Below are 17,151 nucleotides of genomic sequence, written 5' to 3' on the forward strand. Positions count from 1 at the left end.
GCTCTTTCTTGTTGCAGCCGTCGGTAGCTTCACCCCAGGCTATATATAATGAATAAGTGCTAAATCGTATTAAATATGGATTACGTATTATTGGATACTGTTCTTCACCAGTTCTGCAAAAGCTTCGGACCCTTGCGTAGTGAGATGTACGCCGTCTTTTTCAAAATATTCGTCATGTCCCTCACTTGCACTGTTCCAGTCAATCAACGAGACATTGCTGTATTTGGAGGCAGCCTCATTCAAAGCCCTGTTCACCGTTCGTTCCCATGGACGAGGTACGCGCACAGTAACCAGATATACCCGATCCTCATCCTTCAGATAATCAAGCACAGCATTCAAGTTTTTGGAGTTAAAGGAACCATTCGTCCCGAGCTCCAGCACCACTTTGCTGCCCATTTGGTTGTTTTGCTTCAGACCTTCCAATACATCGCCTGCCTGCCACATCTGACGACCGACATGTCCGTCCACATACACTCCCGATATACTTTGCTCCAGATACGGTTTTGCATCCAAAATCACCGAATCTCCAATGACGGTATAATGAACCTTGCCATCCTGGGCAGGAGGAGCCGTTTCTTCATTGTCCTGAGATGAATCAGGTGCATCATCCGTATCATCGGATTGATTCGCTCCAGCGTCATCCGGTGTATCATTCTCGTTAGTCACGGAGTCATCAGCCGGCTTATCTTCAGACTGACCGTCCTTGCCAGGATTTACTGAATTGTCTTGGTCGTCAGGTTTTGAATCTGGAGCAGGCTCTCCTGTTGGCTTCTCATTTTTCCCCGGATCATCTTTCGTTCCTGCTGCCGGTTTATGGGTATGAGCATCGTTCTTTTGGCCAGAGCCTGACGTTCCTGTAATAGCTGGCAACACATCCTGTCCCTGTTCCTCCGCTACGGAATTCTCTCCATTCAATGTGTTGGACATCGATACCGAATGGGAGTCGGAGTTCGCTGCATGGGAGACCATCATCTGAGATACCGTATAGGACAACAGCAGAATCGTCATCAACAGACCTGCCCGCTTCCACCATACGTTACGTATACCGATCGATGACCGCCCTCTTCCCCATAATCGGGACCAAGAATCACGGAATCCGTTGTAACGAATCGGATTCTCAATATATTTAAGGGACAATGAGGCCAGTACAACCGTTGCAGCAACCTGTAAAATGATTCGGACAGGATGTGCTCCTCCCGTATCCACCGCGGGATTGGTTAAAATAATGACAGGATAATGCCACAGATATAATCCGTAGGATCGCTCTCCGATCCAGCGTAATGGCTTCGCGCCAATGATACTTGCCAAGAAAGACGATGGGTGAGCCAACACCGCTACCAGCAGCGTTGTTGCAATAGCCTGAAGCACCATGCCCCCTTGATACAGAAACGGATCATATTCACTGCTGTTCAGCATCATGTAGATTAACAAGGCAAGCGCAGCAAGTCCCGACACATCGAGCACAAGCCGGTTCATGCCAGACAGAGAGTTCGATAGCTTGCGACTAGGCCACACCACGGCAAGAGCAGCACCAGCAAGCAGTGCAAATGCCCGCGTGTCTGTTCCATAATATACACGGCTCGGGTCCAAATCCGGATTATACATGATGGCCATTGCGCCAGCAGATAATTCAGCTGCGACGACAATGAAGACGACCAGCCATCCCTTTCTTTTGAACACTACGATTGCTGCGATCAGTAGAAGAGGCCATATAAGATAAAATTGCTCTTCCACAGCCAGTGACCAGAAATGTCCAAACGGTGATGGAGGGCCAAAACTTTCGAAATAGGAAACGTTGTGAAAGATATACCACCAATTGCTTATGTATAATACACCCGAAACGATATCACCACGAAGCGCAGTAAGCCGGGATGGGTCTGTACAGGCCAACCAGATCATCACCACAGCTGTCATGGTCAGCATGCCTGGAAGTAAACGCCTTACCCGTCTTACCCAGAAATCACCGAGTGAAATGCGTCCATGTTCCTGCCACTGTGACACGAGAATATCTGTAATTAAATATCCCGAGAGAACAAAGAATATACCTACACCGAGCAGTCCGCCCGGAATAAAATCCAAATTCAGATGATACGCGATAACCGCAAGTACAGCGATGGCTCGCAAGCCATCCAGTCCGTTCATATGTCGCTTGTTACTAGGCGATTGTGACATGCATGCCCCTCCTTGTTACTGTGAGTCAACAACATAGGTGTTGGGGGCATAAAGAAACTCCTGATCGTTCTGGTTGTCATTAACATACGTATTGCACCTTCCATCTTTCATTTACAACATAAGAAAAGCTTCTGTTCGAAGCACGATCCGATGATGCTACATTCTTGGTGAATTCTATAGTCTTAAGGAAGACGTGTGGCCAGTCCATTAAGTTTTAATCATTTCGATATTATTTATATTGATTCGTGAGCTCACGTTTAGCATTATACGCCCGGAATAAGCCTCATACTTTACAGGAATAGTTACAAACGATTAAACCGATGTAACCTTTCCTGCCAGCTCATATAGCTGTAAAATCATACTCTAATTTTGTCGTTAAATATAGTACTTTTCATCGAGTGGCTAAAATTACCTGTCCTGCTTGCGCAAACCAGCATACCCACGCACACATCGATTGAAACAATTGAATCCATAACAAAAGGCTGCCGACTTGCTCAGCAGCCAATATCCATTATAAACCTATGTCAGACCGGATTGAAAGTTTTGCTCATAATTGCTTCTTCTTGCCTAGGACCCTAGAGGTGGAACGGGTGAATCTTTTCTTCTGTCCTCGCATCCATGATCCGGTATGCTGAACGCCCTGTGTACATTGGGATTTGCAACTTCTCCAGATCAACCATTCCATTCTCCAGAAAACACTTCTGATCCTGATATCGCTGCAACACTTCGCCTGCAATCCATTCATGGTCACCATATGTCGTAATCTCCATAACCTTGCACTCATAAGCAAAATAAGCGTCTGTCAAAATGGGTACACTTACCTTGATTCCTTCCTCATATGGAATGCCGAATCTTGTGAATTTATCCGTATCTCTTCCACTGAACGTTCCTGCAGCTTGAATCCACTCCGATCGATGACCTGGCAGGAAATGAACACCGAATACGCCGCTCTTCTCAATGAGTTCATAGGAGTATGTTTCCTTACGAAGGGAGATGCCATATACGCCTGGTGATGATCCGATGTATGTATGCCATCCGGACGCCATCACATTCTGGATTCCCTCATGTCGTGAAGTCACCACCGCTACCATTCCAGGATAAGAATAAAATATGGGTTCTTCTATCGGCTGACGCATCTAATCCCCTCTCTTCTTCGTTATAAAGACAACTTTAATTATAAAGGAAAGAAACAGGTTGAAAAAGCGTTTTGAAGACGATTTCGCTATAAGCGACACATTCAGTATCATGTTATACTGAGATGGTCAATTTCTAAAAATACGATACTGGGAATGTGATAGGAAATGGTCAAATCAGTCAAATATACCTCCTAAATAAAGACATTATTCAAATTTAGGAGGTTATAACTTATGTTTAATTCAATCGTGTTAGATCAGTGGGATCGAAAGCCATACTTTGACCACTACTTGAATCAGGTCAGATGTACCTACAGCATAACTGCTAATCTGGATATTACTCTATTGATCAACGAACTGAAGCTTAAAGGATTGAAGTTCTATCCCGCTCTTATTCATATGATCTCTACGGTCGTCAATGCACACAGGGAATTTCGAACCTGTTTTGATGCCGAGGGGAAATTGGGCTACTGGGACGAAATGTCTCCGAGTTATACAATTTTTCATGAGGACGACAAAAGTTTCTCAACGATCTGGACAGCATTCCATGAAGATTTCGAGACGTTCCACATTCGTTATCTGGAAGATATGAACAATTACAAAGATCACAAACAATTTGTTGCCAAACCCAATGAACCACCAAATATATTTCCCGTTTCCAGTATTCCTTGGGTGAACTTTACGGGATTTAATCTGAATATTTACAATGAGGGAACCTACTTGTTGCCTATTTTCACGATGGGGAAATATGTTCAACAGAACGATAAAGTATATCTTCCCTTATCCGTTCATTTACATCACGCCGTGTGTGACGGCTACCATGCTGGTGTTGTATTTAATGAATTGCAATCACTTGCAGATCGATGCCAGGATTGGTGTTAGTTAGCTAAATGACAAAAAGGCATTCCTGACTTCATGATGGAGTCAGGAGTGCCTTTCTTTTTCTCTTTTTTTCAAAAGATATTTAATTGCACTTACTGTACCCACAGTTGCTACATGTTTTGCATCCTTCCACATTCATCAGGGACGCCGAGCCGCATGAAGGACATAAATCTCTCGATTCGGTAAAGGTTTTCTGATCCTCCACTTCTGGATACTTGCTCTCCACTTGATTCTGTTCTTGTAATGCTCCAGTTTCGTTCTCCTGCACATTGCTCTGTACATGACTTTCCAATGCTTTGGCGACTGCATCAGCAATCGATTCAACCCTGTTGGCTCCGAAGCCAATCGCTCCCGAACCACCGATTCCCTTGAGATGTTTGATCAACAGTTCAACCTTGTGCCCATGATCTCCATATCGAAGGAACAGAGAGCATACTCGACCAAGTGCCTCAGCCATGGCGAACACATCCGATCCCGCTTTGCCCACGTTCAGGAAGATCTCACCCGGCGTTCCCTCCAGATCATTGATCGTAATGTAAGCCATCCCGAATGGCGTATTGATTTTGTATGTCGCACCGCGCAGTACTTGAGGACGGCTTCTGTATTGTTTATCCAGCACTGTAGAAGAGGAAGGGGTTTGATCGGAGGAATGCGTTCTAACACCAACCTGGCTATTGGAAGTTCCATCACTTGCCTGTACTTCAGCATTATTCGGGTTTTCTATTGCAGATACGACTGTCTTCTCTTCAGCTTCCGCCGTGTTCTGATCTTCAGCCTGGGTCGCTTCCTTCTTCGACGTGGACAACACCTGCACATCCCTGCTGCCGTCGCGGTATATCGTTACTCCCTTGCAGCCAAGGTCGAAGGCCAGTTCGTACAGCTCAGCCGTATCCTCCACTGTAAAATCAGCCGGACAGTTGGCCGTCTTCGAGATCGAACTATCCACCCATTGCTGGATCGCAGCCTGCACCCGTATGTGATTCTCAGCCGACAGATCCATCGCTGTCACATAATAGTCAGGTAAAGCTTCACCCGGATGCTCATCCAGCCAGTCTTGTGCAATCGGTACGAACTGTTCATCATAACCTAGACGGCTTTGACGGAAATACTTGAAGGCGAAATACGGCTCAATACCTGTTGATGTGCCCACCATCGTACCTGTACTTCCCGTTGGCGCTTGTGTGATCAGTGTGACATTTCGAATGCCCCGTTTACGGATGGCCTCTCCCACTTTAGGGTACGTCGCAACCATGTTTTTCATGAATCCACTCTGTAAATACGGTTCAGCTTCGAAAGCTGGGAAAGCTCCCTTCTCTGCTGCAATCTCTGCCGATGCCAGGTAGGCCTCCTTCGCCATGAAGCCATACAGTTTATCCAGAAATGCAAGGGATTCAGGACTGCCGTATCGAATACGCAGCTTAATCATCAGCTCTGCCAGTCCCATCGTGCCAAGTCCAACTCGGCGTTCACGCTGCTGATTCAGTCTATTTTCCTCAAAATGATATGGTGTTGCATCGATGACATTGTCCAAAAATCTAGCCGAGATACGAGTGGTTTCCGCCAACTCATCCCATGCCACATCATGATTCGTTTCATCGTAGAATTTGGACAGATTGATCGCAGACAGATTACATACACCCCAGCCAGGCAGGCCTTGTTCCCCGCACGGATTAGTACAGATGATCGGATTGAAGTACCAGCTGTTGGACATCTGGTTATAGTACTCCATGAATACCACACCAGGCTCTGCCGATTTCCAGGCTGATTCAATAATGGTATGCCAGATTTCGCGAGCCTTCAGTGTACGATAGTGCACCACTGAATGACCTGCTGCTTTCCACTGCTGCATATCCCCGTTCCACTCGGTATCATAGTCTGGATCGTTTGTATCGGGGAAAACCAAGTCCCAATCTCCGTCCTGCTTGACAGCCTCCATAAATGCGTTGCTCACACATACAGACAGATTGGCATTGGTCACCTGCCCCATCGTTTGTTTCACGGTAATAAAATCAAGCACATCCGGATGCCAGTCATTCATCATCAGCATGAGCGCTCCCCGGCGACTTCCGCCCTGTTCAATCAGTCCAGTCGTATAACTGAACAATCCGCCCCACGATACGGAACCGCTGGATGATCCGTTGACACCTTTCACCACCGCTCGGCGAGGACGCAAAGAGGACAAATTAATGCCAACACCTCCCCCACGTGCCATAATCTCCGTCATCTCGGTCAAAGTTCTCATGATGCCACCCCGACTGTCTTGCGGAGATGGAATGACATAACAATTGAAGAGTGTCAACTCATCGCTTGCCCCCGCACCCGCAGCAATCCGGCCTCCGGGTACTAACTTCCAATCTTCCAACACGGAGCGGAACTTGGACTCCCACGTTGCCCGCTTATCGGCTGTGGATTCGACAGAAGCCATCGCTTTGGCAAGACGGTTCCACATCTCTTCCGGTGTTTTTTCTATGTTGAGTGTCAGTTTCTCCACATTTGTCTCGATCACCTCTCCGCTTCGAGTCCTTACCTGTACAAGCTGACCCTTACGTTCTATGATTTCGCCCACTTCCTTGGTTGGGAACTTCGGATCATCCTTCGTTAATACCAATACAACATCTCCGACCTTGGCATGATTCGAATCAGCGTCCTTCCAGGCGTATCGGTCCAGAAATATTTTTTCGCTGAGTCCTTCTAATTGGTATGATCGTTGGTTCGATTTCATCGCTACGTTCAACCTCCCCGGTATAAAGCTCCATTTTCACTATAAAAGTAAATTATGATAAAACACCACATATAGTGATATTAATTCAGTATAATACACCATATATTGATTTTCCATGCGACTTTTATCACAGACCTTATTTTATAGACTCTCCTGATCGGACAAACTTCTTGCAAATAAACTGTAGTTCACATTGATTCAACTAAACTTTTTACACAAGAACGGAAGGACAGAAATAACCTGAAGAAGCGAAGCGTTCGCCTTTATCCCCGGATTTCCCCCTCCAGAAAAGGGAATCAAAGAAATCTGGGGATAACAGCGATCGGAAGGTTATTCTGTCATCGGAGTGACAAGTGTAAATATTCCTTATTTGAACCCACATAGTTATGAACTGACTCTCATTCGTCCATACTATTACCTACGAATAAAACGTCATCACGTATGGCAGGGGAGGAAACACCATGAACCGGAAAAACCCGCACCACACAAATCAACCTGTAGCTGAGCTGCCCGTTCCGTTGGAATTTGATCGGACCTGGATTAATCAATTGGAATCACGACTGGATAAAGGAGGTCCTTGGGGGGATTACCGACTCTTTCAACTCGGCATTCAAGCCGAAGAGACCAACCTTATTCCCAATTTTGACGAGATCCAATGTCTCAAGCATCTACAAGGCCTCACTCCACTCCCTCACCAGATGGACACTGCACGCAGAGTATTATTTGAAATGTCAGGCCGGGCCATTCTTGCCGATGAGGTGGGTCTTGGCAAAACCATTGAAGCCGGTCTCATTCTGAAAGAATATATGGTTCGAGGTCTCGTATCCAAGGTACTCATTCTCGTGCCTGCTTCTCTTGTACTGCAATGGGTACGGGAATTGAATTCAAAATTTGGCATCCCTGCTATTGCTCAGAAAAAGGCCTATTCCTGGCAGAATGAAGTGGTTGTTGCTTCCATGGATACAGCCAAACGTGACCCGCATAAAGATATGCTGCTGAATACCGATTACGACATGATTATTATTGACGAGGCTCATAAGCTCAAAAACAAGAAAACAACCAACTATCAATTCATGCTGAAATTGCGCAAAAAGTATTGTCTGCTGCTTACAGCTACACCTGTGCAGAACGATATGAGTGAATTGTTCAATCTGATCAACCTGCTGAAGCCCGGTCAACTGGGTCGTCAGGGTGACTTTGCGGCCAACTTTGTTGTAGACAAACGGGTTCCGAAAAATCAGGAACAGCTTAAAAACGAGTTATCCAAAGTCATGATTCGTAACCGCCGCGGCGAAGGCCCCGTTCAATTTACCAAACGGAACGTCTCCAACGTGAATCTGCAATTATCGCCTGAAGAACAAGCGCTTTATGATGGTGTGACTTCCTTTGTTAAAGACCAGTACCAGGAAGCTGGCGGCAACCTAAGTAGCATGCTCTCCCTTGTTACATTGCAGCGTGAAGTGTGCAGCAGTCGAGATGCTGTATTCGTGACGCTGGTTAATCTGTCGAAGAAACTTCCGCTGGACTCTCCCCTTCGGGACAAGATTTGGGAACTCGTTGCCCATATTAAAGCAATCAAGGAGAATACCAAAGCGGAGAAAACGATGGAACTGGTTCGGAACATGAATGAAAAAGTCATTATCTTCACCGAATACCGGGCCACGCAGGAGTATCTGCTGAACTATTTCCGCAACAACGGGCTTACGGCTGTACCCTATCGGGGTGGCATGAATCGAGGCAAAAAAGACTGGATGATGGATCTCTTCCGCGGGCGTGTGCAGGCCATGATTGCAACCGAAGCGGGTGGTGAGGGCATCAATTTGCAATTTTGCCATCATATGATCAACTTTGATCTGCCTTGGAACCCTATGCGGGTAGAGCAGCGGATCGGTCGGGTACACCGGCTGGGACAGCAAAATGACGTGAACATTTTCAATTTATCTACGACCGGAACCATTGAGGAACATATTCTGAGTCTGCTGCATGAGAAGATCAATATGTTTGAAATGGTGATCGGCGGGCTGGATGTCATTCTGGAACGGCTGGAGAAAAAGGAGTCTATTGAGAAAAGTTTGTACAAAATCATATTGGAATCACAAACTGATGAAGATATTCGCCGTAAAATGGACTCACTTGGACAATCGCTGAACTCTATTCAACGTGAGGTTTCAGATGAAGGGCCTGCCGTATCCGGGTTGTTAGATCTTCGCAAAGGAGGTAGCTAACTCATGACCATGTCTCCCCATGAAGTGCAGGCTTATGTTCTCACCTATCTGGAAGCACTGGATTGTCAGATTATGGAGCGTTCCCCTGCCCATGTTACAGTCAAACTCTCGCCTGAGGCGGACAAAGCGTTGACCAATCGCCCTTATTATTGGGGGTTCGTGGAACGAACCGGAGCACCCGCTGAGACGATGTCCTTTACATTTATATTTGATCCTGACAGTTATCAGCAGGCCATTGAAGCAGCAGAAGCCATAGCTGCGCAAGCATCACCTCCTGCTGTTCCTAACCCTGATGGAACGAATGGCGTAACCAATGGCAGTCCTCAAGGCGAGCCACCAAAAGAAACTATTCTAGGCCGTTACTTCGGTATTACGCCATCGCTGCCACAGCTGGGGCCAGGACGAATATTGCGTGAAGAAGTGGTGTATGGCAGTCGTAGACTCCAGCAGATTTTCGGTGCTGCCCGTGAAGGCGGTGCCTTCGTGAACCTGTTCGAACAGGCTGCCAAACGACAATTGCGGGCTACAGCGCCAGCCGTATATGAGCCTTGGCTTGGTGTCTGTTTCAAGGTGGAATTCGCCTGTGATTTGAAACGGGAGGAATTACATTTTCTCGGCATCTCCCTTCGCTCGGGTGAAATTATAGAAAAATTCGGCACGAAGCTGAACCGACGCGATCTCAGTCCGAGGCTTGCGGAGAACATGCATGTACAGACAGCTAAAGTTTCGTTATTTGATGCCGGAGCTGCTTTGGAATCTCATTTGACGAACCGCTTGCTGGAACTCGATTATAGCTGGGCAGAGAAAGCCCAAGAGCGGCTTGATCTGGAGCTAGACGTGTTGGACACCTACTATGAGGCGGTACTCCGAGAAGATATGCCTGAAGTAGAATCACCAGGTAACAAAACCTCAGACACGGAGAATGAGAATGTCCATTCTGACCGCACGCCACCTGCACCACTGAAAAAAGTTGTGGATATAACTAACGCTAAACCCATTGGAGCAGATGTAGAACTGGCGGCAGAGGCCGCAGTACCGATCGACTCCGAGACAGATGCCGAAGAAGAGAAAGCAAAACAGGCGGTAATCGATCGTGAAGCTATGAAACTGCAGTATGAGACACGCCGGACCGAAATGATCTGGCAATATGAACCCAAAGTGAAAGTAACTGCCATTAGTAGCGGCATGTTTCACTTAAGATAGACGAAGACACTACTTTTCCTGCAAATGCTGGCAAAAGTAGTGTTTATTCATGATCAGCTGCCCGACAGGTTGCGGCAACCTTTGCATAGTCTGTCCCCTAGAATGAAACTAGGACCGGCTCAGGTAACGGATAAATGAAAAGTAGGTGTAAATTTGAAACGATTCTTTCATACATGTTGGAACAACGCTCAGAAAACAACCTGTATTACCTTGGGCTTGCTCAGTTGTCTTGCCCTATTCTCTTTTTGGTCGATAGCCAACGCAGAGGAACAAAAAACGTCTTCGCTATCCCCGGCATCATCAACAGAGTATGGTCCCGAACATCATGCCATTCAGAATGAAAAGCTAGCCCCCGCTGCTGTGCAACGGTTTGCAGAGCAACAAGCTGTTACACTTGGTACAGCTAACGGCGAAGTGCATTGGAAGAACGCCGACCTGGACTTCTACCCTCTGGGGCCAGGTTTACATAGCTGGCTCGTACAAGCTGAGTTTGAAGGCAAACCTATCGGATATATGATTATTAGGGCCACAGAGCAGGGTCAGTTGATGCTTAGTGAATATGGTCATGGAGAACAGTCACCATACAACAATGAACTTCTTGGACAAGCCTTGGATCGACAACATGTGAACCTTGAAGCATTACTTGCTGGCGGAGGAGAGCTTCATCTTGGCTATGCTCTTCCTCTGCTGGCTTATTGGAAAGTGGAACAACCTAACCATTCTGCACTTTATATTGATGCTACCAACGGAGATGTACTACCGTCAGAGTTCCTGGACCTGCTGGAGGCTGATTCCAAACAGAACTCTGTCAGCATAACTGATTTATCCACAACGCCATCTTTATCAGTCGACCCACTTCATCTCCGACCCGTCTTCAATCCGGCTGACAATCTGTTGTGGCTTACCTCCAAACCTGTTGCTGCCGACCGGGCACAAGATGTGATACAACACGGGGAGAATCAAGAGATTGTTTTCTCAGCGGGTGATCGTAACGTTGTATACGGCGGTCCTCTACCTGTTAGCGGTTATCAGCTGTGGCATACAGATCAGGTAGCAGAGTCCATTCTATATGTATCGCTAGGTGGAAAATCATCCATTCAACGCTTTGTCCCTTTAAGCACATTGCAGCAAGGTGGCCTTTTTTACATCGTATATCCTTGATCATCAGCAGATTCTCAAGATACAGTCAGATAACCTGTAAAACTATAAACATCGACAACAAATAAGACGCCTTCCCATGATTAAAGGGATTGCGTCTTTTGGTCTTACATTAGGGCGTGTCTTCAAACTCGCTGAGTGAAATAGGTAAGCGATCATTAACCTTTACCCGAAGAACTTCGTTTATGAGACTTTGTATCGAATTCTTTTTCCTTTTTCCCCACCCACAGGGATACAGCGAAAGGAATCATACCAAACCACTTCATCGCCCACGGCTCTTTCCTTTTGGTGCGACCTTTCCGCTCATCCTTCGGCGTATCGATATAATGAACAACACGCTGCGTAATGTATTTTACCAACTCATCACTTTTGGCCATAATGCTGCCTCCTTCGCTCCTGCACATTCGCGGAGCTTACGATAGTTCTATTGTGTGCAAGATGTGTAATGGTTAAACATTTTTTTATTGAAAGAAGTATGAAAACCCTCAGAATGCACAGTCTAATGCCAAAGGTATCCATTGAGCCATTAATCTGCATTCGATACCTATTTCATGAAGGAGTGTGTATTCCCATGTATAAGCTGCTGACCGCTTCGGTAGCCTTGCTCATTAGCTTCCATTGTCTTCCCATCCTGCCCCACCATGTCGCGCATGGAGAAGCAGCCCCGTCCCAGAACAGTCCATCCATGCTTCCGGTAACCGATGGAGATGCTTATCGCTCAAGTCATCATGCCTTTGCAGCACCCGTTATCCTGCTCGATGTAGGCCATGGCGGTATTGACGGTGGTACGTCAGCCCAAGGTGTGCTGGAAAAAGATATCAACCTGGCCATTAGCCAAAAGGTCTATCTGCTGCTTCGCAGCAAAGGTTATGCCGTTATCATCAATCGACTTGGTGATTATGCACTTAGTGATGAGAACCGCTGGCTGAACAGCCGCTCCCGTCATACTAGAGATCTTGCCCAACGTAAAAGCCTTAGCGAAGAAGTAAGTACAGATATCGTGGTCAGCATTCATGCGAACTGGAGTCCCCGATCGACTGCACACGGCCCGGTGGTACTGCACCAGAAAGAAGGCAGGAGTTATTTGCTGGCCCAATCCATTCAGGACGCCATGAACAAGTTGTACGGAACGGAGCACGGGGTTGTATGGGGCAAGCCTTTTTATATATTGAATTACGTGAAGCAACCTGCCGTCATCGTTGAAACCGGATTTTTGAGCAATGCGGCAGATCGAGCCAGAATGAATGACCCCGCTGAGCAAAAACGAATCGCCCAGTCCATTGCCAATGGCATTATTTATTATCTGTCGGTAGTGTAGGAGCAGACTGCCATTGCCACACATCTCGAACCAGATCACCGATCCCTACAAATTGAACCTGATTTTGCAGACGGGAGACGGATTCACGAATTACTGCGGATGTGTTCATCCCCGAATGACCGACATGACCAATGACAACACAGATATCCTTATCGATCGCACGCTGAGCAGCCAGATCCAGTTGCTTGCGAATGTGTTGCTTGGAGTTTTGATCATCCAGGAAAATGTCATTACCTACAGGTGGCATATTTTTGGATACGGCCAGTTCCCCCACCACAGAGCGAAAGTTCGTACGGCTGTCTACAAAGAAGAGGCCCCGCTCCTTGCATACATCGAGCACAATGGACATAATGCGTTTGTCCGAAGTAATTTTGGAACCCATATGATTGTTCATGCCAATTGCGTGGGGCACATCATCAATCGCTTTCTCCACGCGTGAGCGGACTTCTTCATCCGTTAGATTGGATGTGATTGCACCCGGGCCCAGCCATTCAGGTCGTCCTTTCTTGGGTTCCATGGGCATGTGTACAATCACATCCATCCCCTTTTCATGTGCAGCTATCGCATCTTTCTTCGTTGTTGGCAAAAAAGGCATGACCGCTACCGTCAGTTTAACTGGCATCGCCAGGATCTCTGCCGTACCCTTCATGTCATTACCAACATCATCGATGATAATCGCTAACCGTTTTTGATTCGATGTGGACTCTGAAGCTGCCGCTGTAGGCCCTCCTGCCGATATGCCTGCGTAAAACACAATCAATAATGCCATGATACCTGCAATGAATCGATAAATCTTTCTCTGTACCTTCATCATGATTCCCTCCCCGTAACTTCTGTGATCTCATTGTTTGATAATGAAGGGAGGAATATGTAAGCCAAAGCCTTCCTTAATAACAACATCCCCGCAATTGGAGACCTCTAACTCAAGCGAAGATCTTCATCATTCCCGTTTTCTCCTTAGCATCAAACAAGAACTGTCATTGAACAGTTAGAAAATAGAGATTAATTAGAAAAAATACTGTAATTTGTCAGGTTTTCAGTTTAGGAATTTTTTAGTAGAATCAACAAATGAAAGAAGTTAATGTGCTTCAATTCTTTCCTATGATTTATGGAAGGAGGTTTTGAAAGGGTTTACATAAAATAAATGCCAGACAATCCGCTCTTCTTGTTTGTTATCCCTGGTCGCGGTTTCTCTATGTAACCATTTACCATTATCAAGGAGGATGAAAGTAGTGAAATTCAAACTAAAAAAGACGATTAATGTTCTTTTGGCCTGTTTAACAGCCCTGCCTTTGATGTTAACCCCGACAAATGTGTCAGCAGCCAACGATGCCAACATTAATTTGTCCTCGGAAAAACAGCTGATCAAGGGCTTTGGGGGCATTAACCTTCCTGCCTGGATTGGTGATCTGACTCCCGCTCAACGTGAAACTGCTTTTGGTAATGACCAGAATCAGTTAGGTTTCTCAATTCTCAGAATCTACGTTGATCCAGATTCCAATAACTGGTATCGTGAAGTTGCCACAGCCAAACGGGCTATTGAAAAGGGGGCTATCGTATTCGCATCCCCATGGAATCCTCCGAGCAGCATGGTTGAAACATTCAACCGCAATGGGGACACCAATGCCAAACGTCTGAAATACGACAAATATACCGCATATGCGCAACATCTGAACGACTTTGTAACCTACATGAAAAATAACGGCGTAGATCTGTATGCCATTTCTGTACAAAACGAACCGGATTATGCTCATGACTGGACTTGGTGGACTCCACAAGAGATCCTTCGATTCATGAAAGAAAATGCCGGGTCCATTCAAGGTACCAAAGTCATGGCGCCTGAATCCTTCCAATACTTAAAGAACATATCCGACCCAATCCTGAATGATCCGCAGGCACTTGCCAACATGGATATTCTGGGAGCACATACGTATGGAACCCAGATTTCGAATTTTGCCTACCCTCTCTTTAAGCAAAAAGGAGCCGGTAAAGAACTGTGGATGACTGAAGTGTATGTTCCAAACAGTGACAACAACTCAGCAGACCGCTGGCCTGAAGCATTAGACGTTTCCTATCACATGCACAATGCCATGGTAGAAGGGGATTTCCAGGCCTATGTGTGGTGGTACATCCGCAGACAGTATGGTCCGATGAAAGAGGACGGTACCATAAGCAAACGCGGGTATAATATGGCTCATTTCTCTAAATTCGTGCGTCCAGGCTACCTGCGAGTCGATGCAACGAAAAATCCGGATACAAACACATTTGTCTCAGCCTATAAAGGTGATAACAAAGTCGTCGTCGTGGCAATTAACCGTGGAACTTCAGCCACAAGCCAAAAATTCGTTCTGCAGAATGGTAATGCCTCTACTGTGTCCTCATGGATTACGGACAGCAGTCGAAACCTGGCAAGCGGAACCTCGCTTAACGTATCCAATGGAGCCTTCACGGCACAGCTCCCGCCTCAGAGCGTAACAACGTTTGTTGCCAACGTTACTGGCGGAAATAGCGGCGGGAATACAGGCAGTGGCACGACGTATGAAGCCGAGACCGGAACGTCACTTACGGAAGCTGCCATTGAAACAATCTACCCCGGTTACACTGGCTCCGGGTATGTTAACTTCAATGCGATGACTGGTTCGGCCATTCAATGGAACGGCATTAATAACACGACAACAGGTACCAAAAACGTAAAGTTTCGTTATGCGCTGGAAAGCGGCACTCGGAACCTCGACATTTTTGTGAACGGAACCAAAGTCATTAGCAACGAGCCCTTTCCGGCAACGGGAAGCTGGTCCACTTGGGTTGAAAAAACAATACAGGTCCCCATGAACACGGGGACCAATACATTGAAAGTGGTTACCACTGGATCGGAAGGACCGAATATTGACAGCGTTAATGTTACCGCAGCGCAATAAACGTTCCGTTTGGTTGATGGAAGACATTTGCTGTACGTGCGGCTAAGCACTAACCTCTTGGATACTAAATCTAGTGAGTGTTAAAAATGCAAAAAAAGACTCCTTAAGCGTTAGCTTAAGGAGTCTTTTTTTTAGATGCGGTCGAGAGGACTCGAACCTCCACGGGGGTTAGCCCACACGGACCTGAACCGTGCGCGTCTGCCAATTCCGCCACGACCGCATATTGTATCTCCGTGATCAATATCGGCGACAAGAAATAATATATCATGCGGAATCTATCATGTCAACACTGAAAATAATAACAATAAAGCCCGAATCAGAGATCCATGTCGATTCGGGCTTTACCATTAACTGCTGCTAATAGTTTGGTTCATTAAAACGGAAGCATACTTCAAATTACAGCTTGGAAGGCCAGTTACCATACCATGCATAACCGCCTCTTCTTTCTTTATCAATATCACTTAAATTGTATTTTACTACCCCGTCACGACCAATAAAGATTGGTTTATCCGTTCCGATCTCATAGAAGCGTGCCCAAATTGGTGTAGCTTTGGAATCAGCGATAATTTTACTATCTCCATTAGCTCTTTCATACTTGTAACCCGTAATTTTCACTTTGTTAAACCAAGCCTCCGCTCCTTTAATGGATGCGGTAATTTTAGCGTTAGCAGGTCTGGTTTTCAGAAATTTAACAATCGTTACACTCTCTCCAGCTGTCAGCGATGGCACTTCATAGATTCTTGCGCTCGCTGGTTTAAGGGAGCTGGAATCATGCTGTTGTCCCCATGCTGTCAGCTTACCACCTGAAACAACTTGTGTATTCAGAATCGCCTCCACACCTTTGGCAACTGAATTTTTACTGCGGTTAGCAAGTGTGCTGTCGATAAATGAGAAATCACCTTTGCGTGCTGCTACTTCATCCAGCATGATCATTACATTAATCATGGCATCATCATTGTAAGTGATATGCTTGTGATATCCAGAGCTTTGGTAAACTTGTGGCCATCCGCCGTTTGAATACTGCATGTTGATCAAAAAGTTAATTCCTTTGATTGCAGCTGTGGAGTAACGCGGATCATTCGTCTTTTTAAATTCCTTCGCCAATCTTCTAATTTCTGAGTATGTAGCCTTGTTGTCTATCGTGGACTTTGCCCACTCTCCACTTGTCTGTTTATAATCTTTTCTCCAACCTCCATCTGGCAGCTGGTTCTTCAAAATATCAGAAATACTCGCTGTAGTACCCGATGCATCCGCAGCAGATACCGTCCCTACAGGAAGAACTGCCATTCCAACTGCTGAGAACACCATCGTACATGCCAGGACAAAAGTAATTATTTTCTTTGCTTTCAAATGTAACACTCTCCTATGTTCGTTTTTATAAATCTTCCACTTCTACTTTACCTATGATATACGCCCCGAC

12 protein-coding genes and 1 tRNA gene are annotated in these 17,151 nt (G+C 46.1%); 6 read left to right on the plus strand and 7 right to left on the minus strand.

All coding sequences use genetic code 11. The features are described 5' to 3' along the window. Positions 1 to 87: 87 nt before the first annotated feature. Together ACDJ59_RS15520 and ACDJ59_RS15525 are read right to left on the minus strand one after the other, a co-directional pair. Positions 88 to 2,172, minus strand: a complete 2,085-nt coding sequence (locus ACDJ59_RS15520) for an acyltransferase family protein (protein WP_413404005.1) — start codon at positions 2,170 to 2,172, stop codon at positions 88 to 90. A gap of 575 nt (positions 2,173 to 2,747) precedes the next feature. Continuing rightward, positions 2,748 to 3,308, minus strand: coding sequence for a flavin reductase family protein (locus ACDJ59_RS15525; protein WP_413404007.1), 561 nt, complete (start codon positions 3,306 to 3,308; stop codon positions 2,748 to 2,750). A gap of 231 nt (positions 3,309 to 3,539) precedes the next feature. On the opposite strand from ACDJ59_RS15525, the gene catA reads away from it, so the two are divergent. Further along, positions 3,540 to 4,187, plus strand: coding sequence for a type A chloramphenicol O-acetyltransferase (catA, locus tag ACDJ59_RS15530; RefSeq protein ID WP_413404009.1), 648 nt, complete (start codon positions 3,540 to 3,542; stop codon positions 4,185 to 4,187). 82 nt (positions 4,188 to 4,269) lie between these two features. Here the strand turns inward: catA and ACDJ59_RS15535 are convergent, their stop codons facing one another. After that, positions 4,270 to 6,909: an adenosylcobalamin-dependent ribonucleoside-diphosphate reductase gene (locus tag ACDJ59_RS15535; RefSeq protein WP_413404011.1), complete on the minus strand. Its 2,640-nt coding sequence runs from the start codon at positions 6,907 to 6,909 to the stop codon at positions 4,270 to 4,272. Between the two features lie 461 nt (positions 6,910 to 7,370). Here ACDJ59_RS15535 and ACDJ59_RS15540 point away from each other — a divergent pair, with 461 nt between their 5' ends. From ACDJ59_RS15540 to ACDJ59_RS15550, 3 genes are all read left to right on the plus strand, one after another. After that, entirely contained in the window at positions 7,371 to 9,134 is a 1,764-nt protein-coding gene (locus ACDJ59_RS15540; protein ID WP_413404013.1) for a DEAD/DEAH box helicase, read from the plus strand. Between the two features lie 3 nt (positions 9,135 to 9,137). Further along, a complete protein-coding gene (locus ACDJ59_RS15545) occupies positions 9,138 to 10,337 on the plus strand; it encodes a YqhG family protein (RefSeq protein ID WP_413404015.1) in 1,200 nt (399 codons plus the stop codon). Between the two features lie 153 nt (positions 10,338 to 10,490). After that, entirely contained in the window at positions 10,491 to 11,498 is a 1,008-nt protein-coding gene (locus tag ACDJ59_RS15550) for a hypothetical protein (RefSeq protein WP_413404017.1), read from the plus strand. Positions 11,499 to 11,653: 155 nt separating this feature from the next. Here ACDJ59_RS15550 and ACDJ59_RS15555 read toward each other — a convergent pair whose 3' ends face one another. Continuing rightward, positions 11,654 to 11,872: a YqzE family protein gene (locus tag ACDJ59_RS15555; protein ID WP_221823397.1), complete on the minus strand. Its 219-nt coding sequence runs from the start codon at positions 11,870 to 11,872 to the stop codon at positions 11,654 to 11,656. A 194-nt stretch (positions 11,873 to 12,066) separates the two neighbouring features. On the opposite strand from ACDJ59_RS15555, the gene ACDJ59_RS15560 reads away from it, so the two are divergent. Further along, entirely contained in the window at positions 12,067 to 12,813 is a 747-nt protein-coding gene (locus ACDJ59_RS15560; RefSeq protein WP_413404019.1) for an N-acetylmuramoyl-L-alanine amidase family protein, read from the plus strand. Here ACDJ59_RS15560 and ACDJ59_RS15565 read toward each other — a convergent pair. Beyond that, the gene (locus ACDJ59_RS15565; protein ID WP_413409830.1) at positions 12,788 to 13,582 is read right to left on the minus strand and encodes a divergent polysaccharide deacetylase family protein; all 795 of its coding nucleotides are present in this window, start codon (positions 13,580 to 13,582) and stop codon (positions 12,788 to 12,790) included. The two genes, ACDJ59_RS15560 and ACDJ59_RS15565, sit on opposite strands and share 26 nt — an antisense overlap. Positions 13,583 to 14,036: 454 nt before the next feature. On the opposite strand from ACDJ59_RS15565, the gene ACDJ59_RS15570 reads away from it, so the two are divergent. Then, positions 14,037 to 15,731 (plus strand): carbohydrate-binding protein, encoded by a 1,695-nt coding sequence (locus tag ACDJ59_RS15570; protein WP_413404021.1) that lies wholly within the window; start codon positions 14,037 to 14,039, stop codon positions 15,729 to 15,731. Positions 15,732 to 15,867: 136 nt separating this feature from the next. Here ACDJ59_RS15570 and ACDJ59_RS15575 read toward each other — a convergent pair. Next, a tRNA-Leu gene (locus ACDJ59_RS15575) sits at positions 15,868 to 15,951 on the minus strand. 176 nt (positions 15,952 to 16,127) lie between these two features. Beyond that, the gene (gene pelA, locus ACDJ59_RS15580; RefSeq protein ID WP_413404023.1) at positions 16,128 to 17,081 is read right to left on the minus strand and encodes a pectate lyase; all 954 of its coding nucleotides are present in this window, start codon (positions 17,079 to 17,081) and stop codon (positions 16,128 to 16,130) included. Positions 17,082 to 17,151: the final 70 nt, after the last annotated feature.

The sequence above is a fragment of the Paenibacillus amylolyticus genome (genome assembly GCF_047302515.1).
Classification (GTDB): Bacteria; Bacillota; Bacilli; order Paenibacillales; family Paenibacillaceae; genus Paenibacillus; species Paenibacillus amylolyticus_G.